The 18,580-nt window shown below is 40.9% G+C and carries 15 protein-coding genes; 14 read left to right on the top strand and 1 reads right to left on the bottom strand.

Annotation, left to right across the window (positions count from 1 at the left end):
• Positions 1-12: 12 nt before the first annotated feature.
• On the bottom strand, positions 13-3,753 hold the full coding sequence (locus ACMKPP_RS03030) for a phosphoribosylformylglycinamidine synthase (RefSeq protein ID WP_039965361.1): 3,741 nt from the start codon (positions 3,751-3,753) through the stop codon (positions 13-15).
• Between the two features lie 267 nt (positions 3,754-4,020).
• On the opposite strand from ACMKPP_RS03030, the gene ACMKPP_RS03025 reads away from it, so the two are divergent.
• From ACMKPP_RS03025 to menH, 14 genes are all read left to right on the top strand, one after another.
• Positions 4,021-4,926, top strand: coding sequence for a LysR family transcriptional regulator (locus tag ACMKPP_RS03025; protein ID WP_004693739.1), 906 nt, complete (start codon positions 4,021-4,023; stop codon positions 4,924-4,926).
• A 254-nt stretch (positions 4,927-5,180) separates the two neighbouring features.
• Positions 5,181-5,756 carry a xanthine phosphoribosyltransferase gene (locus tag ACMKPP_RS03020; protein WP_008602825.1) on the top strand — a complete coding sequence of 192 codons (576 nt, stop codon included), beginning with the start codon at positions 5,181-5,183 and terminating at the stop codon, positions 5,754-5,756.
• Positions 5,757-5,783: 27 nt separating this feature from the next.
• The gene (locus ACMKPP_RS03015; protein ID WP_278466919.1) at positions 5,784-6,230 is read left to right on the top strand and encodes a hypothetical protein; all 447 of its coding nucleotides are present in this window, start codon (positions 5,784-5,786) and stop codon (positions 6,228-6,230) included.
• Between the two features lie 11 nt (positions 6,231-6,241).
• Positions 6,242-6,682 (top strand): hypothetical protein, encoded by a 441-nt coding sequence (locus ACMKPP_RS03010; protein ID WP_004693734.1) that lies wholly within the window; start codon positions 6,242-6,244, stop codon positions 6,680-6,682.
• Between the two features lie 433 nt (positions 6,683-7,115).
• Complete coding sequence (gene purE / locus ACMKPP_RS03005) at positions 7,116-7,607, top strand: 5-(carboxyamino)imidazole ribonucleotide mutase (protein WP_156697151.1); 492 nt, start codon at positions 7,116-7,118, stop codon at positions 7,605-7,607.
• 119 nt (positions 7,608-7,726) lie between these two features.
• Positions 7,727-8,455 carry a phosphoribosylaminoimidazolesuccinocarboxamide synthase gene (gene purC, locus ACMKPP_RS03000; RefSeq protein ID WP_287541326.1) on the top strand — a complete coding sequence of 243 codons (729 nt, stop codon included), beginning with the start codon at positions 7,727-7,729 and terminating at the stop codon, positions 8,453-8,455.
• An 11-nt stretch (positions 8,456-8,466) separates the two neighbouring features.
• Positions 8,467-9,885, top strand: a complete 1,419-nt coding sequence (purF, locus tag ACMKPP_RS02995; RefSeq protein ID WP_101928954.1) for an amidophosphoribosyltransferase — start codon at positions 8,467-8,469, stop codon at positions 9,883-9,885.
• Positions 9,872-10,933, top strand: coding sequence for a phosphoribosylformylglycinamidine cyclo-ligase (gene purM / locus ACMKPP_RS02990; RefSeq protein ID WP_278452069.1), 1,062 nt, complete (start codon positions 9,872-9,874; stop codon positions 10,931-10,933). Before purF ends, purM begins: the two co-directional genes overlap by 14 nt.
• Positions 10,926-11,549, top strand: coding sequence for a phosphoribosylglycinamide formyltransferase (purN, locus tag ACMKPP_RS02985; RefSeq protein WP_278470626.1), 624 nt, complete (start codon positions 10,926-10,928; stop codon positions 11,547-11,549). The genes purM and purN overlap by 8 nt, the downstream gene beginning before the upstream one ends.
• Before the next feature lie 24 nt (positions 11,550-11,573).
• On the top strand, positions 11,574-13,103 hold the full coding sequence (gene purH, locus ACMKPP_RS02980) for a bifunctional phosphoribosylaminoimidazolecarboxamide formyltransferase/IMP cyclohydrolase (RefSeq protein WP_118091014.1): 1,530 nt from the start codon (positions 11,574-11,576) through the stop codon (positions 13,101-13,103).
• A gap of 147 nt (positions 13,104-13,250) precedes the next feature.
• Positions 13,251-14,513 (top strand): phosphoribosylamine--glycine ligase, encoded by a 1,263-nt coding sequence (gene purD / locus ACMKPP_RS02975; protein ID WP_311574191.1) that lies wholly within the window; start codon positions 13,251-13,253, stop codon positions 14,511-14,513.
• A 262-nt stretch (positions 14,514-14,775) separates the two neighbouring features.
• On the top strand, positions 14,776-15,918 hold the full coding sequence (locus tag ACMKPP_RS02970) for an isochorismate synthase (RefSeq protein ID WP_205112885.1): 1,143 nt from the start codon (positions 14,776-14,778) through the stop codon (positions 15,916-15,918).
• A 40-nt stretch (positions 15,919-15,958) separates the two neighbouring features.
• A complete protein-coding gene (gene menD / locus ACMKPP_RS02965; protein WP_311574189.1) occupies positions 15,959-17,722 on the top strand; it encodes a 2-succinyl-5-enolpyruvyl-6-hydroxy-3-cyclohexene-1-carboxylic-acid synthase in 1,764 nt (587 codons plus the stop codon).
• On the top strand, positions 17,719-18,579 hold the full coding sequence (menH, locus tag ACMKPP_RS02960; protein WP_418369289.1) for a 2-succinyl-6-hydroxy-2,4-cyclohexadiene-1-carboxylate synthase: 861 nt from the start codon (positions 17,719-17,721) through the stop codon (positions 18,577-18,579). The genes menD and menH overlap by 4 nt, the downstream gene beginning before the upstream one ends.
• The last annotated feature ends 1 nt before the right edge of the window (position 18,580 follow it).

Below are 18,580 nucleotides of genomic sequence, written 5' to 3'. Positions count from 1 at the left end.
CATAGTGACCAATTATTTGAAGTATTTTACACCAGATGTAAAGATTGGCATTTCTAATTGGCCAGGAATATTTTTGCTGATGCCTGCACCACAGCGTTCGGAGTGTGCCATTTTGCCGAATACGCGACCATCAGGGCTATAAATACCTTCGATAGCAGCTACAGATTGGTTAGGATTGAAGTGACTATCCATGGAGGCGATACCATCAAAGTCTACATATTGTGTAGCGATTTGGCCAGTTTTATTGAACTCCAACACTTGTTGAGGAGACGCTATAAAGCGACCTTCGCCGTGAGAAATTGGTACCGTGTAAATTTCTCCAGCTTTAGCATCACTCATCCAAGGGGACTTTGTGGAAATAACTTTCGTATTAACCATGCGAGATAAGTGACGACCAATAGTATTGTATGTCAATGTAGGATGATCTGCAGTTAACGTTTCAATATGTCCACCAGGTAACAAGCCTAACTTGATGAGCGCTTGGAAGCCGTTACAAATACCTAATACAAGGCCATCTTGTTTATACAAGAGGTTTTCTAAACCTTCTGCAAGGTATGGGTTGCGGAAGAGGGTGGCTATGAATTTACCAGAACCATCTGGCTCATCACCAGCACTGAAACCTCCTGGGAACATAAGAATTTGAGACTCTGCTAATTTAGCTTTGATTACGTCGATAGATTCTTTTAATTGTTCTGGAGTTTGGTTGCGAATGAGCACGATATCTGTTTCTGCACCAGCTCGTTCAAAGGCACGAGCAGAGTCAAATTCGCAGTTTGTACCAGGAAATACTGGGATGAGAACTTTTGGTTTTGCACCTAAGGATGTGCTACGAGGCTTAGCGTGTTGGTCATGGATGTAAGCGACTGCTTCACCAAAGCCGTTTGATGCGTACATTGGGAAGATATCGTTTAGAGGTGCTTCATAGGCCGCTTGTACTTCTTTGAGCGATACGGATTGACCTTCCCATTCGATAACAGGTGTGGCTTGGGTTACGCCGATAACTTTCACATCAGGTAATTCTAAAAGATAATTAACAGCCGTAATATCTACTTCAACGATGAAGGAACCAAGGGCTGGTTGGAAGATACCACGTTCAGCGTATTTATCGAATTTAACACCGATATTGTTGCCAAGGGCCATTTTTGTGACTGCTTCAGGAATGCCGCCTTGATCAACTACATAGGCAGAGTAAACGCGACCTTTTTCAATTTGTTCTTGTAGTGTATCGCAGTTTTCTTTGAATCGATCCCAATCAGGGGTGTCATCGTATGTACGAGGTACATCGAAGAATACGAGGCGGTGATCTACGCCTTTAAGGTCTTGGCTCACGATATTATCTACATGAGCTGTACCAACTGCAAAGGATACGAGGGTAGGGGGAACGGTAAGATCCATAAATGTACCGCTCATAGAGTCCTTGCCGCCGATAGCGCCGATTTCAAGTTCTTTTTGTGCTTTATAAGCACCAAGTAAAGCTGCTACTGGCTTACCCCAAGATTCTTTAGAGTTGAGGCGTTCAAAATATTCTTGTAATGTTAAGTATGCGTCTTCTCGGCGACCGCCAAGAGCTACTAATTTTGCTACAGATAAAAGTACTGCATATTGCGCACCATGATAAGGGCTCCATGCAGATAACTCAGGCACAAAACCATGAGTCATAATACTAGCCGTTGTAGTTTCACCGTTTAGAACCGGTAATTTAGCAACCATGCCTTGGGTAGGCGTTTTTTGGAATTTGCCACCGAATGGCATGAGGACTGTATTGGCGCCCACAGTGCTGTCAAAGCGTTCTGCTAAGCCTTGTTGGGATGCTGCATTTAAATCGGATACGGCTGCGATCCATTTTTCCTTGAAGTTATCTGCACTAGCTGAACCACGTAAGAAGTAGGATCGATCTGTAGGTGCTTTTACGATAGCTTCTTGTTGTTGACTAGCACCATTTGTATTTAAAAAGTCGCGGCTAATATCTACAATTGCTTCGCCATTCCAGTTCATAACAAGGCGATTTGTATCAGTTACCTCTGCCACAACTGTACACTCCAAGTTTTCTTCGTCGCAGTATGCTTTGAATGCCTCTACATCAGAAGCATCGATGACACAGGCCATGCGCTCTTGGGATTCAGAGATGGCTAACTCTGTACCATCGAGGCCAGCATATTTTTTAGGGACTAAGTCGAGATTGATTGATACACCATCAGTTAGTTCACCGATAGCAACAGATACACCACCTGCACCGAAGTCATTACAACGTTTGATAAGTGTCGTTACTTCGCCACGACGGAATAAGCGTTGGATTTTGCGCTCTGTAAGAGCATTGCCTTTTTGGACTTCTGCACCGCATGTAGAGAGAGATTCAACGGTATGTTCTTTAGAGGAACCTGTAGCGCCACCACAGCCATCACGGCCAGTTTTACCACCTAGCAATACTACCACATCGCCTGCAACTGGTACCTCACGGCGAACTTGGTTGCGAGGTGCAGCACCGATAACTGCGCCGATTTCCATGCGCTTTGCTACGTAGCCAGGATGGTAATATTCTTTTACTTCACCTGTAGCAAGGCCGATTTGGTTGCCGTAAGAGGAGTAACCACGAGCTGCTTCTTGGGTGATCTTTCTTTGTGGTAATTTGCCTTCCAATGTATCTTCAAGTTTTGTATGTGGATCGCCAGAGCCTGTGATGCGCATAGCTTGGTATACATAAGCGCGACCGCTCAATGGGTCGCGAATACAACCACCTAAGCAGGTAGCTGCGCCACCAAATGGTTCGATTTCAGTAGGGTGGTTATGGGTTTCGTTTTTGAATAGTAACAACCATTCTTCAGTCTTGCCATTTACATCGACAGGGACGATGATTGTACATGCATTGATTTCATCAGATTCATCGAGATTTGTAAGTCCTCCAGCGTGGCGTAATTCTTTTACAGCCAATGTAGCCATGTCCATGAGGGAGCGAGCTTTTTTCTTAGTCGTGTAGAGCTCAGCACGGCCTTCCATATATTCTTCGAAGGCTTCCTTTATAGAACCGGTGAAGCGGCTGTCTTCAATGGTAATATCTGTTAACTCGGTCATAAAGGTAGTGTGACGGCAATGGTCAGACCAATATGTATCGAAGAGGCGAATTTCTGTAATCGTAGGATCGCGGTGTTCCACCTCTGCGTATTGTTGTCTAATCATTTGAAGGTCTGCTAATGTCATAGCAAGACCGTAGTTCTTGATGAGAGCTTCTAAATCATCATTGCTCATCGTAGTAAAGCCATCGATTGTTGCTACCGGTTTTGGATCTTCTAAATCGAGAGCTAAGGTATTTGGTACGTCAAGGCTCGCTTCGCGGGAATCAACAGGGTTAATGTAGTAGGCCTTAATGACATTTTCTTGTTCTTTTGTAAAGGTGCCTTCGATAGCATATACGCGAGCACAACGCACGATGTGGCCGGATGTAAGTGTGAGCATAGAAATACATTGCTCTGCGCTATCAGCACGTTGATCGTATTGACCTGGCACATATTCAACAGCAAATACAAAGCCTTGTACACTTGGAATTTCTTCTAATACAGTATCTACAGGAGGTTCAGAAAAAATTAAATTTTTAGCAGACTCTAGATCTTTTGCATCTAAATTTTCGATGTCGTATCGCTCATAGATTGTCACATCTGTAGCAGGCATAGATAATTCCTGTTGTAAGGTTTGTAACATGCGTTGCGCTTCTAGGTTGAAAGATTCTCGTTTTGTTACGAATAATCGTTGTATAGCCATTGTAGCCTCCTGTAATGTATATAATTCCCTATGGGATATTGACAAATTAAGTATAGTCGGTCTAGACTTATAAGTAAAGATAATCTTACTAATGAAAAGATTAGAAATACTAATAAATATGAAAAGTTCATGAAGGTCATAAGACCTAACTTTCATGAAGATTTCTACATATTCATTATATATTGAGAGTCTATAGTTATAATAAGGTAATGATATGTGTATTTAAAAGTAAGACGTTACTATTAGTATATAACAGAGGTGAATAAAATGGCAGTATCTGCAGATTTATATAGAACCTTTCTAGGGGTAGGCTTATATTTATCTTTTTCCCGTGCCGCAAAAGAATTAGGCGTGTCCCAATCCGCCATCAGTCAAAGTATTAAACAATTAGAAGGAGAACTTAATATGCCTCTCTTCGTGCGTACTACAAAATCTGTAGGGTTCACGCCAGAAGGTAAAGAATTGTTTGATACGGTAGCTAAAGCTTTCTCCATTCTTGATAATGGTGTTACCCAATTACAAGAACGGGTTAGTCAAGCTTATGAAAGTTTAAATTTGGCTGCCACAGATACTTTGTGTCGCCATTTCCTATTGCCTTATTTCCACAAATGGCAATTACAAGAAAGTGAAATTGGCTTACATATCATTAATCGTCCGTCTCCTGATTGTGTAGAATTAGTACTCAATAAAGAGGCGCAATTAGCCGTGGTTAATGATTATGAGGGCTTGAGAGATAATCCTCAGTTAGAGGTAACTACGCTAGCTACCATTCAAGATGTCTTTGTTGGCGGTCCTGACTATAAAGGGGCAGGATTCTTTGATCAAGGGCGCCTTCTTAACGAGCCTATTTTACTCTTGCATAAAGGCTCTGCTAGTCGTACATTCTTTGACGATGTAACACATGGTGCTTGTCGTAAGCCTCGCTTTGAATTGGGTAGCGTCGATGTATTACTAGATCTTGTAGAAATCAACATGGGTATTTCCATGTTACCTAATCATGTGGTACAACAAAAAATGCAAGAAGGGACTATTGTGCGCATCGATACAGATATTCCGGTACCAACACGCGACATTGTGCTTGTGCGTTCTCGCTTGGTTCCTCAATCTGAAGGGGCTGCAAGATTTACGTCCTTGCTAGTTAATCGTGAAAGTACTCGAGATAAAGTTTTATAAGAAAAAGACATGTTTAAAGACATACTTTAGGAAAATTTCTTAAAGTGTGTCTTTTTATATATTAGTGTGAGTTTTACCGTGCTATATTATATTCCTATAAAGCAGTTGAGTTATATAATTCATATATGAAATATTTAAGTCTTATTTGCAATGATATTTATGGGGTATATTATAAGACTTTTACTAGATATAGGTTGACCCTAAGGGGTTGTTTACGTTAAAATTTAAAGATAGTTATGCGGAGGTATGAGCACATGGAATTATTAAAAGAACGCATTCGTGAAGAGGGGATTGTCCTCAATAATCGAGTGCTGAAAGTAGATGGGTTCTTAAACCATCAAATCGATCCACAATTGTTTAAGGCGATTGGTAAAGAAATCGCGGATCGTTACCGTGATGCAGGTGTACAACGTATTGTTACCATCGAAGCATCTGGTATTGCGTTGGCGTTGATGGCCGCGCTTGAACTAGACGTGCCATTGGTATTTGCGCGTAAGAAAAAATCCATCCTTATGGTAGATGATGTATATCATAGTGTTGTGTACTCTTATACAAAAGAAGAGAATTATGATATCACTATTTCTAAAAAATTCTTACCAGCTGGCGAAAAAGTGTTGATTATCGACGATTTCTTGGCGTCTGGCGAGGCGGCTATGGGCCTTGCTAAGTTGGTTCAAGACGCAGGTGATGAAGTAGTTGGCATTGCGATTGCTATCGAAAAGTCCTTCCAACCTGGTCGTGAACGCTTGGAAAATGCGGGCTACCGTGTAGAGTCTTTAGTTCGCATTAAAGAATTCAAAGATAATGGTTGTGTGTTTATCGAAGACTAATTAGTCTGATTATTGTTAGAGGGAATTATGAATAAAAAAGCAGAAAAATTCGACTTACTCGTTGCTGACCTTAATAAAGGCGGTAACACTTGGTTTACAAAGGAAGAAATGACAGACGATCTTAACACAGTTGTATATCATGGTCGTTTGGATGTTCATGAGCATAGCTTGCCTGTGTTCATCGTTGTAGACGATTCTGCGTTCACCTATGTACGCATCGCTATCACAACAACATCTATTGATAGAAAAGTGATTCCTGCGGTATTGAAAGAACTTAACACGTTAAATCAAGATTACAAGATATCTAAATATTACGTGAGCAATGAAGACAATAACATTTATATGGATGTGTCTATACCATGTTTGAATGAACAATTTGATCCTACTGTAGTAGTGAATCTTATGCTTGAAGTTATTCAACCGCATTTAGATGCTGTACATAAAGATATTCTTAAAGTAGCTGGCTTAGCTTAATAGAGGTTGTTATGAATCCTAAATCCTTATTATTTGATAAGTTTTTGAAAGAAGAAGAAATCATATCTTTTGAACGGAAGGATTTTGATGATGAAGACGGTACAGTAGTATATCGTTCTTATATCAAGTCTCCTTTATGGGATATGCCTTTATTCGTCATTCTCGATAACAGTATTTATAGTGTAGTTCGTTTAGTGTTAGGCCCTGAAAAGGTAACAGCACAAAATATGAATGCCTTGAATGCATTAATTAATCGTGACAATGCGACATATAAAAATTACAAACTATATATTGATGAACAAGATTCTAGCCTATACTTGGATTGCGTATATATGTGTGGTGATGATGCGTTCGAGCCTGCATTGATGTATGCGTTGATGTCTTCTATCGTAGATTATATTCCAGAATCTGTAGGTGAATTGAAGGCTGCCTTTGAAAGTGGTACTCACTAATCAATAATAGATACAAGTTAAGTGATCTAATGTTCGGAATTATGAAAAGAGGATAACCTGTTTATAAATGGGTTATCCTCTTTTTGTATGGATAAGAAAAAACATATAAATATTTTAATCGATAGAATAAGTTTGTGTTGTTATAAGATTGAATAGGCAGTATTTTATTTTATAGATTTATTTAAAATTAATTTATACGATGCAATCTATATTTTTATAATAGTTCGGAATATAACGAATAATAAAAATATTTAATAAAAAAATATTCGAAAATAGTATTGATTTTGTAAATGTTAGGTGTTACAATTTGAGTACAAGAAGGAGGTAGCACCGTGAACTATGCAAATCAACAAATTCAAAGCAAGTCTACGGAGGCTATTTGCGCGTATTTGTCCCAGTCTGTTTTGGCTGGGCTTTTTTATTAGGAGGATCTATGAAGGTCGGTATTATCATGGGCAGCAAGTCTGACCTAGACACAATGAAAAAGGCATCTGCCGTACTTGATGAATTCAAAATCCCTTATGAAATGGTTATTGCCTCAGCTCATCGTACCCCAGAGGCTGTGAAGAACTTTGTCACACGACTTGAAGATGAAGGGGCTATCGCTTTTATTGCTGGTGCTGGCGCGGCGGCTCATTTACCTGGTGTGGTGGCGAGCTTCACTACATTACCTGTTATCGGCATTCCTCTTAATGCAACGGCTCTAAAAGGCATTGATTCTTTGCTTGCTATCGTTCAAATGCCATCTGGTATGCCTGTAGCAACTATGGCTGTAGATGGTGCTAAAAATGCAGCGCTCTTTGCAGTACAAATTGGAGCAGCTTTCAATAAAGACCTGAAAGAACAATATCAACTATATCGTAAAGATATGGCTGAAAAAGTCTTAGCAGACAATGCAGAATTACAAGGTGCTATTCATATTTAATCATGTAAATCATCGGCGATTAAATATTGGTTAAGAAAAACAGTTTATTTAGATATCTATTACATAGTTTGTATCATTAATTAGTTTGTATCATTAATTTATGATAAAGGAGAAAGATCATGGCTAACATCGATTTGGAAAAATTAACATTATTGTACGAAGGCAAAGCAAAACAAGTATATGCAACAGATAACAAAGATGAGTACATCGTTCATTACAAAGATGATGCCACTGCATTTAATGGCGAGAAACATGATACCATTCTTGGAAAAGGTGTTTTGAACAATAAAATTTCCTCTTTCTTCTTTGAATTGTTGAAAAAAGAAGGCGTACCAACTCATTTCGTTCGTCGTGAAGATGATCGCAACCAAACAGTACTTGCATTGAAAATAGTTCCTCTTGAAGTTATTGTTCGTAATATTGCGGCTGGCTCTATGGCTAAACGCTTTGGCATTGAAGAAGGTACACCACTTAAACATCCAATCCTTGAATTCTGCTACAAAAATGATGAATTAGGCGATCCATTTGCCAATGAATCCCAAATCACAGCACTTGGTTGGGCCACTCAAGAGCAACTTGACGTAATTTCTACAATTACTTTAAAGGTAAACGATATTTTGAAAAAATTCTTAGCTACTAAAAATGTAACCCTTGTAGATTTTAAATTAGAATTTGGTACCCATAATGGTGAAATTTTATTGGGTGATGAAATTTCTCCTGATACATGCCGTTTCTGGGATGCTACAACTGGTGAAAAACTCGATAAAGATCGTTTCCGTCGGGATCTTGGTAATATTGAAGAAGCATATAAGGAAATGTTATTCCGCCTTACAGGTGAGCGTGCCTAATAGGGGGGAAGATGAACTACGATTCTGTTTTTGATAAATGGCACGAAGAGTGTGGTGTGTTCGGCATCTATGATAGGACCGTTGATGTAGCACGCTATGTATATTGGGGGCTATTTGCTCTCCAACATCGTGGTCAAGAAAGTGCGGGTATTGCTGTTACCGATGGTCATGATGTAGAACTGAAAAAAGGCATGGGCTTGTTGACTGAGGCTATCAAAGAATTACCAGCATTGCCAAGCTATATGGGGACTGGACATGTGCGGTACTCTACGACAGGGTCTAATAATCCGCGTAATATTCAACCTTTGGTTATTCACTACCAAGGCGGTCAAATTGCGGTGGCTCACAATGGCAATTTAACGAATGCCTTATCTATTCGAAAACGCCTAGAAGCCGATGGTTCCATCTTTCAAACGACGATGGATTCTGAGGTTATCGTAAACTTGATAGCTCGTTCTAAAGCAGAAACACAAGCGGAACGCATTGCCGATGCGGCGCGTCAAATTGAAGGGGCGTTCTCTTTAGTCATTACTACGAACGACTCTTTAGTAGGTGTACGAGACCCTCAAGGATTTAGACCACTTTGTTTAGGTAAAACTGAAAATGGTTATGTGCTCTCTAGTGAAAGTTGTGCTTTTGATGCGATTAAGGCAGAGTTTATTCGTCATATAGATCCTGGTGAAATGGTTATCATCGATGACTCTGGTGTGCGTAGTACTATGTATGCGGAACCAGAAAAAATCGACAAAAAACTTTGCGTCTTTGAATACATCTATTTTGCACGTGGCGATAGTCATATCGATGGTCAATCCGTATATCAATCTCGGCTAAATATGGGCCGCGAACTATATAACGAAACTAAGTATGATGCAGACATCGTAATGTCCATTCCGGATTCCGGTACAACAGCTGCATTAGGTTATGCTCGTGCATCGGGTATCCCTTTTGCGGAAGGTTTAGTTAAGAACCGTTATAGCGGCCGTACCTTTATTAAACCAAATCAAGAGGAACGAGAATTAGCTGTTCGTATGAAGCTAAATGCATTGCCACATATTGTTGGAGGTAAGCGTATCGTCCTTATTGATGATTCTATTGTGCGCGGTACTACGAGTGGTATCATTGTAAAAATGCTAAAAGAAGCTGGTGCTAAAGAGATTTATATGTGTATTAGTTCTCCAACTATTGAGTATTCCTGTCACTATGGCATTGATACATCAGTGCGTAAAGAACTTATAGCAGCTACTCATACAGTGGATGAAATTAGAGATTTTATCAAGGCTGATAAATTACATTACTTGTCTCGTGAAGGCCTATGTCGTGCTGTATCTGATGTAAAGCCAGATGATTTATGTTTTGCATGTTTCAATGGTGATTATAGTGTAGCGGTTCCTGCGGACCAAGAGGAAGGGGTCAAATATGTGCTCGAATAAAACTAGTTTAACCTATCGCGATGCAGGTGTTGATATCGATGCAGGTAATCGCGCCGTAGAATTGATGAAAGAATCTGTTAAACGGACGTATACACCAGGTGTTGTTGGTGATTTAGGTGGTTTTGGAGGACTCTATTCTTTAGCTGGTCATGCTATGTCTGATCCTATGCTCGTATCTGGTACAGATGGGGTGGGCACCAAATTACGTCTCGCTATCATGATGGATAAACATGATACTATCGGTCAAGACTGTGTAGCTATGAGTGTTAATGATATCCTCGTACAAGGTGCTACACCTTTATTTTTCCTCGATTATATTGCGGTTGGCAAACTAGAGCCTGTAAAAGTGGCAGATATCGTACGCGGTGTAGCTGAGGCGTGCGAAGAATCAGGCTGCGCCTTACTAGGCGGTGAAACTGCTGAGATGGCAGGTTTCTACGATGATGAGGATTATGATGTAGCTGGTTTTGCCGTTGGTATCGTAGATCGTCCTAAATTGATTACTGGTGAAAGTATCAAGGCAGGAGATGTTATCCTTGGGTTACCATCTTCTGGGGTTCATTCTAATGGTTTCTCGTTAGTTCGTAAAATTGTATTTGATCATAAGGGTTTCTCCATTGATCAAGATATTCCTGAATTTGGCAAAACACTGGGAGAAGAATTATTAACGCCAACGCACTTATATCCTAAAGCTGTATTACCGTTGATTAAAGAAGATTTAATTAGAGGTATGGTTCATATTACGGGCGGCGGTTTCTATGAAAATATTCCTCGCGTCTTACCTACGGGAGTAACGGCAGAGATCGATTGTGATACATGGCCTCGCCTTCCAGTTTTTGAAAAGCTACAAGAATGGGGCAATGTAGATTGGCATGAAATGTACCGTACTTTTAACATGGGCATTGGCATGATCCTCATAGTGGACGCTGCGGATGTGGATCGAGTAAAGGCAAATCTTGAAAGTCGTAATGAAGCGGTTTATGAAATTGGTCATATCGTTAAAGGCGAAGGTCCAGTTGTTGTAAAAGGGGCGGTATTTAATGACTAGTTCCGTAGTTAAAAAACGTCTAGCTCTATTCGCAAGCGGTAGAGGCTCCAATGGGGAAGCCCTCTATAAAGCCATGCAAGAAGGATATATTAATGGTGAGTTTGTAGTTATCATTACAGATCACGGTGATGCAGGGATTGTTAAACGTTCTAAACCTTGGAATATCCCACTCATTGTCATCGAGCGTAGCGACTATGATTCTAAAGCTAGCTTTGAACAGGCTCAGTTAGATGCGTTAGAGCCCTATAAGGTAGATGGTATCGTTTTGGCCGGATATATGCGCATTGTAGGGGCTCCATTGATTGAGCACTATGAGCATAGAATTTTAAATATCCATCCTGCCTTGTTGCCATCCTTTCCGGGACTACATGGACATCAACAAGCTATTGATGCGGGCGTAAAGGTAACCGGTTGTACGGTACACTTTGTTGATGCCGGAATGGATACAGGACCTATCATTATGCAGAATACGGTTCCTTTATTACCGGAGGATACAGAGGATACTCTGAGTGATAGATTATTGCCTATTGAACATAAAACATATAAAGAGGTATTACGACTATTTTGTGAGGATAAGCTCACTATAAAAGGTCGTGTTGTATATATTGAAGATTGATGTGTAAGCAAAGGAAGACGTTAGATGATTAAAAATGCATTACTTAGTGTTTCTGATAAAACAGGTATTGTAGACTTTGCGAAAGGTTTAGTTGATTTAGGGGTAACCATTTATTCCACAGGTGGGACCCTTAAAGCCATAACCGAAGCAGGTATTCCGGCAAAATCGGTAGAGTCTTTGACTGATTTTCCTGAAATGATGGATGGCCGCGTAAAGACATTACATCCTAAGGTGCATGGTGGTATTTTGGCGATCCGTGATAATGCGGAGCATCAACAAGCTATGGCAGAACATGGTATTGAACCAATCGACCTTGTTGTAGTCAATCTTTACCCGTTCCGCGAAACCATTGCAAAACCTAATGTATCCTTAGAAGAGGCCATCGAAAATATCGATATTGGTGGTCCTACGATGGTTCGTTCTGCAGCAAAGAATCATGCCTTTGTGGGTATCGTAGTAAATCCAAATCATTACGATGAAATCTTAGAGATGCTCAAGGATCAAGGTGAATTGACTAAGGAATATCGCTTTGGACTTGCCAAAGAAGCCTTTGCTCATACGGCGGCTTACGATGTGGCCATCGCTAATTATATGAGTGGAATCTTGAATGAAGGCCCTACACCTCCAGAATATTTGAGTGCTTATGAGAAGGTAACAGATCTTAGATATGGGGAAAATCCGCATCAACAAGCCGCATTCTATAAAGAAATTGGTACAGCTCATGGCATGGGGGCCTTGAAACAATTACATGGCAAAGAGCTTTCCTATAATAATATTGTAGACATGGAAGCGGCATGGAATATGGTATGGGAGTTTACTGAGCCAGCTGCATGCATCATTAAGCATACGAACCCATGTGGTGCCGCTACTGCAGCTACATTACATGATGCCTATGTAAATGCTTACGAAGCTGATTCCGTATCCGCCTTTGGTGGCATCGTAGCCTTAAACCGTGAAGTAGATGCAAGTACAGCGGAGGAAATGAGCAAAATTTTCTTAGAAGTTATTATGGCACCTGCTTTCACAAAAGAAGCATTAGAAATCCTTGAAGCTAAGAAGAATATTCGCCTCATTGAACTATCTAAGCCGGAATCTGGCCAAGTGACAGTGAAAAAGGTGTCTGGTGGTTTATTAGTGCAAACAGAAGACGATATCCTAGAAGACCGCGCCAATTATAAAGTTGTTACGAAGGTACAACCAACAGAGGAACAATGGAAAGCTCTTGAATTTGCATGGAAACTCGTAAAACATGTAAAATCCAATGCGATTTTGATTTCTAATGAAAAGCGTACTCTTGGAGTTGGGGCCGGTCAAATGAATCGCGTAGGTTCTGCAAAAATTGCTCTTGAACAAGCCGGGGAAGCCGCTAAAGGCGCTGTATTAGCATCCGATGCATTCTTCCCATTTGGCGATACCGTAGAAACAGCGGCAAAGCATGGCATTGCAGCTATTATTCAACCAGGTGGCTCTATTCGCGACGAAGAGTCCATCAAAGCGGCTGATGAAGCGGGCATCGCTATGGTATTTACAAATATTCGTCACTTTAAACATTAACTAGTTAAGAATTTTTAGCGGATTGTTAAGCACTATTAGGGCAAAATATCTATTGAACGGTCACAACAATTATTGATGTTTGGAGTGCCCTGTTATGTGTTTATATTATTATGGATTTGATGGCGTTTAGGCGCCGATGGAGGACTTATGAAAGTATGTGTAATCGGTAGCGGCGGCCGTGAACATGCATTGGCGTGGCGATTGTCCATCAGCCCTAGCGTAACAAAGGTATATGCTATTCCTGGCAGCGCGGCTATGTTAGATTGTGCAGAGCTAGTTGGCATCGATTGGCAACAAAGCGATCATTTAATTAGCTTTTTGAAAGATAATCAAGTTGATTTAGTTGTTGTTGGGCCTGAGGCTCCTTTAGTAGCGGGCTTAGCAGATGTACTTAATAAGGCGGGAATTCCAGTTTTTGGCCCATCTAAAGCAGCCGCTCAACTAGAGGGATCAAAGGTATTTGCTAAAGACCTCATGAAAAAATACAACATTCCCACTGCTGCGTATGGTGTATTCCACAAGGTAGATGAAGCAAAAGCTTTTATTGCTCAAACAGGAGCTCCTATTGTTGTTAAAGCTGACGGCTTGGCGGCAGGGAAGGGCGTTGTAGTAGCCATGACCATCGATGAAGCGAATGTAGCCGTAGAAGATATGCTCAGCGGTAATCGATTCGGTGACGCAGGCAGCACCGTTGTTATTGAAGAGTTTATGGAAGGTGAAGAGGCTAGTTTATTAGCCTTTGTAGATGGCAAGACCGTAGTTCCTATGATTGCCTCTCAAGATCATAAACGTATCTTTGATGGTGATAAAGGGCCTAATACAGGTGGCATGGGGACCTATGCACCGGCCCCCGTTCTTACAGATGCATTGCGGGACGCAGCGATGAAAACCATCTTAGAACCTATGGTAGCGGCTATGGAAAAAGAAGGCATGCCGTATGTAGGCTGCCTTTACGCGGGGCTTATGATTACTGACGAAGGTCCTAAGGTGGTAGAATTCAATGCGCGCTTTGGTGATCCTGAAACACAAGTTGTATTGCCGCTGCTCGATAGTGATTTAGGTGAGATTATGATGGCCTGTGCTAAGGGCACATTAACCTCTAATATGGTGAAATGGAAAGATTCCTCAGCGGCTTGCGTTATCCTTGCTTCTAAGGGCTATCCTGAAACTTCATCTAAGGGCGATGTCATCAGTGGGGATATTAAACAATATGACACAACCATTGTATTCCACTCTGGTACAAAGCTTGTTGGTGAAAATTATGTCACTAATGGCGGTCGTGTGCTTGGTGTTGTCGGACTTGGCAAAGACCTTAGAACGGCACTTGATAGAGCCTATGAACGTATAGAGCATATCGACTTTGAAGGCATGCAATATCGTACAGATATTGGGGCTAAGGCTTTTAAATAAAGTAACAACATTTTGAATATAATGAAAACCTCTACATTCATGCACGACGCATGCGGTGTAGAGGTTTTATTTTCTACCTTTTAACTGTTACCTATGATATAATAAATTAGATATAAAGAGGGCCCATCGACGTGTGATGGCGTTAGGCTCATCTCAAAAATTTGGAAACTTATTGATGACGCCTGACGTGTAGAAGTAAATCTTCTACACGTTAGGTGTTTTTACTATAGTCTATTTTATTTCTTAATAGTGATATACAACTATGATATATAATAAAGAACCGTTAGAACTGAATAGTCCGGTAGCCTTTTGGCTGAATTTTCCAAACGAAGAACGCGTATTTTGGGTGGATCGTCAAAGTGACCGCATCGTTGTAGGCGCTAAACGTTTGGCGACGGTCAAAGATGATGAAGATCGCCATAATTACGCTTACGTGTTTTATGGAGATACTTTTTTTGAGAACTCTAAGGACCCTAAATGGGCTGGCATGGGTCATGAAATGATTGCTTTCACCCATTATTACATCGTAGAAAATGGGGAGTCTTTCTACTTGCACGCTGGTGAAAGCGTCCCTATTACGGATTTCGAGGTGCCTCGAGTTCGCCATAACTACAAGGAAACCAGTGATGATAAGGCTGCTTGGAATAGATTGATGAATGCTATTTCTGAAAGCATTAGTAGTGGTGAAATGACGAAGGTCGTTTCTTCTCGAGAGGTACAGTTTACTAGTGAAACACCATACAATGTGGCAAGTATTTTGGAAAATTTAGTAGATAATAATCCCAATTGCTTTATCTTTGGTTACGAAAAGAATGGACGTACCTTTGTGGGCGCATCGCCAGAGATTCTAGTTCGCCATCGAGGTAGTGAAATTCTTAGTTATGCTTTAGCGGGTACAGCTCCTAAACATGGACCAAATGCGTGGACTAAGGAACAACTGTTAACAGATAAGAAAAATCTCTTTGAACATAATATTGTGCGCGATCGTATCGTGAAAACAATGGAGACTATAACACCTGATGTTACCATAGGTGAAACGGGCATCATGGAGTTAGCTCATCTCTATCACTTGCGCACCATTATTACTGCTAAGGATAGCACAAAATCCCTCGTAGAATGGGCAAAGTTGCTCCATCCTACACCGGCTCTCGGTGGTGAACCGCGAGAAAAGGCGTTGGCATTGCTACAAAAGTACGAAGCTCATGAACGCGGCATGTATGCAGCACCTTTTGGCTTTATGAAAGATATGGGGGACGGCATTGTCATCGTTGCTATTCGATCTGCCCTCATTATGGATAATGTTCTTTATGCCTATGCAGGATGTGGCGTCGTAGCCGATTCTGATGCGGATGAAGAATATGCAGAAACTAATAATAAAATGCGCACCATTTTGGATGCGTTATGATAAATTTCCAAACCCTTAGAAGTTGTTGAAAGGGAATATAATGAACGAATATATTGCTGCCTTGGTAGATGAGTTTTACCAACTCGGCGTCCGGCATGCTGTGTTTAGCCCTGGTTCTCGTTCCACGACGATGGCTATGCTTTTCACGGAGTATGAAGGCTTTGAAACATATATGAATATAGATGAGCGCTCTGCTAGCTTTATGGCACTTGGCATTGCAAAGGCTCATAAAGAACCAACTGTGTTAGTTTGTACATCCGGTTCCGCAGTGGCTCATTATTTGCCCGCTATTTTAGAGGCTCAATATAGTGGGGTACCTCTTATCGTATTGTCTGCCGATAGACCTTATACCTTGCTACATACAGGGGCTCCACAAACAGTAGATCAACAAAAAATCTTTGGTACAGCTGTAAACTATTATGAAGAATTATCGGTGCCCCAAGATGAGCATTACTACACATATCCACGACAAGTAGCACGCAAGGCGTATATGAAAGCTATAGATACTAAAAAAGGACCCGTGCATATCAATATACCTCTCTTTGAGCCATTAGTGCCTGAACTGGACCGTAAGCACTTTGAAGCGGGACGTAGCCCTTACAAAGTATTTAAACCTAATTACGGTGATGTGTTTAGCTATCAGAATAGAAGTCTATTGCTTGCACAGTATAAGAGAGTTCTTATTTTAGCTGGTCCACAAATTGATGTAGATGAAGTTGAGTCTATTCATTCCTTTGCGGAGAATTTACAAGCTCCTATCTTGGCGGATCCATTGTCCAATGTAAGACGTTGTCATAAGACTGGTACTATTGATGACAATCATGAAGTTGCTAGCAATCGTAACAATGATACAGATATGATTCAGAAAAAACATTTCTCTGATGTTGTCATTTCTACGTATGATGCGTTTTTAGCGGATAAAGACCTATGGCCTGTACTAAAGCCAGATTGCGTAATTCAGTTTGGACAAATCGTTGTATCGAAACGGGTACAGCAAATGGTGGCAAGTTGGGATAATGTGGAGTATATTGAGGTAAATCCCACGATGGACTCCATGAACCCTATGGGGAAAACCACCATACACATGCAAGCAAGCATCGATATGTTTACGCATTTGTTCGCTGTAAAGAACGAATCTAATGCATATCTTAATAGATGGCAACGTTTAGAAGTAGCTGGTAAAGCTCAACTAAGTACAGCTATAGAAGAACCAAGTTGCTTTGAAGGACGCACGATACGCGAGTTGCAACAGCATATTCCTGACAATAGCCAAGTACTTGTGGCGAATAGCATGACCGTTCGCGACTTTGATTACTTTTGGCTTTCTGGGGAGTCCGATGCCGTTCTTTACGGTAATCGTGGTGTTAATGGTATCGATGGTACAGTTTCCACTGCGCTTGGACTTGCAACGAATCATCAGCCTACATATCTCGTAACGGGTGATTTGTCTTTATTCCATGATCTAAACGGTTTAGCGGTTGCTAAAACGCACAATCTCAATTTGACGATTATTTTGCATAATAACGATGGAGGCGGTATTTTTGAATATTTACCGCAAAAGGGAACGAAATATTTTGATTATTTGTTCTCTACGTCACAAGGTTTAGATTATAGTGGGGTTGCTAAACTCTATGGCTGTGGGTACACTAAAATCTCTAGTCCTGATGAATTGGTCCCTGTATTAGCTAAAGTTAGCGAGGAATCTGGCGTTCATATTATTGAAATACCAACAGACCGGGAATATAGTCGTCAGTTACATAGGAAATATACAAAAGTTTCAGTTGATATGGAGGCATTACTATGAGTCAGTATTTTTGCAGTATTGTAGATAATGCTTTGTGTAATCCAGCTCAGCGCATGTATTTTGACTTGGGAGAGTATCGCTACGGTTTGACTGTGGTAGGTGAAGGGGAACCTATTGTATGTTTCCACGGCTTCTCTGAATCAAGCTATACTTGGGATGCTATTAATCTGCCGGGGTATCGCGTGGTCCGTATCGATTTGATCGGCCATGGTGATTCAGATATTCCTGATGAGGATAAGGCCTATACCATTCCTCAAATGATAGAGGACTTGCATACAGTTATCTATCATATGGTTGGTGAAAGCTATTACCTCATGGGCTATTCCATGGGTGCTCGTATTGCACTTTCCTATGCGTTGGAGTATGAACGTGAAATCAAAGGTCTCATTCTTGAAAGTGGCTCGGTAGGCATCGCTTCTGACGCTGAGCGAGCAGCACGCCGCAAGGCGGATGAAGACTTAGCAGTTCATATCGAAGAGCATGATGGTGCTTGGTTTGCTGCACGATGGGCGGAAGCACCTATTTTTGAGAGTCAAAAACAGCTTTCAGAGGGGGTAGAAGAATTAATATATTTACGCCGTTCCAATAATAGCCCATATGCCTTAGCTTGTACGTTGCGTGGGTCAGGGCAGGGCGTAATGCCTTATGTAGGGGATAAATTAAAAAAATTCTCTGTTAAAGGTTTATATGTGAGTGGCGCATTAGATACAAAATATACTACAATAGGAAGAGATGTATTTGGCAAGTTGCCAAGTTTTAATCATGTCATCGTCGACGGGGCGGGGCATAATGTACATATAGAGAAACCGCAGGTTTTTGAACGAGCGGTATTGGATTTTTTACAGAAGAAAGGTTAAG

The sequence above is a fragment of the Veillonella parvula genome, assembly GCF_048309325.1.
Taxonomy (GTDB): domain Bacteria; phylum Bacillota; class Negativicutes; order Veillonellales; family Veillonellaceae; genus Veillonella; species Veillonella parvula_T.
The sequence above is the reverse complement of the archived record's forward strand: the minus strand, read 5'-3'. Positions and strand labels throughout refer to the sequence as shown.

Bases quoted from the DNA above. Each gene is read 5' to 3' on its own strand.
- ACMKPP_RS03025 (WP_004693739.1), top strand. From the start codon at position 4,021: ATGGCAGTATCTGCAGATTTATATAGAACCTTTCTAGGGGTAGGCTTA.
- purM (WP_278452069.1), top strand. From the start codon at position 9,872: ATGTGCTCGAATAAAACTAGTTTAACCTATCGCGATGCAGGTGTTGAT.
- ACMKPP_RS03030 (WP_039965361.1), bottom strand. From the start codon at position 3,753: ATGGCTATACAACGATTATTCGTAACAAAACGAGAATCTTTCAACCTA.
- ACMKPP_RS02970 (WP_205112885.1), top strand. From the start codon at position 14,776: ATGATATATAATAAAGAACCGTTAGAACTGAATAGTCCGGTAGCCTTT.
- ACMKPP_RS03020 (WP_008602825.1), top strand. From the start codon at position 5,181: ATGGAATTATTAAAAGAACGCATTCGTGAAGAGGGGATTGTCCTCAAT.
- purH (WP_118091014.1), top strand. From the start codon at position 11,574: ATGATTAAAAATGCATTACTTAGTGTTTCTGATAAAACAGGTATTGTA.
- menD (WP_311574189.1), top strand. From the start codon at position 15,959: ATGAACGAATATATTGCTGCCTTGGTAGATGAGTTTTACCAACTCGGC.
- ACMKPP_RS03010 (WP_004693734.1), top strand. From the start codon at position 6,242: ATGAATCCTAAATCCTTATTATTTGATAAGTTTTTGAAAGAAGAAGAA.
- purF (WP_101928954.1), top strand. From the start codon at position 8,467: ATGAACTACGATTCTGTTTTTGATAAATGGCACGAAGAGTGTGGTGTG.
- purE (WP_156697151.1), top strand. From the start codon at position 7,116: ATGAAGGTCGGTATTATCATGGGCAGCAAGTCTGACCTAGACACAATG.
- purD (WP_311574191.1), top strand. From the start codon at position 13,251: ATGAAAGTATGTGTAATCGGTAGCGGCGGCCGTGAACATGCATTGGCG.
- menH (WP_418369289.1), top strand. From the start codon at position 17,719: ATGAGTCAGTATTTTTGCAGTATTGTAGATAATGCTTTGTGTAATCCA.
- purN (WP_278470626.1), top strand. From the start codon at position 10,926: ATGACTAGTTCCGTAGTTAAAAAACGTCTAGCTCTATTCGCAAGCGGT.
- ACMKPP_RS03015 (WP_278466919.1), top strand. From the start codon at position 5,784: ATGAATAAAAAAGCAGAAAAATTCGACTTACTCGTTGCTGACCTTAAT.
- purC (WP_287541326.1), top strand. From the start codon at position 7,727: ATGGCTAACATCGATTTGGAAAAATTAACATTATTGTACGAAGGCAAA.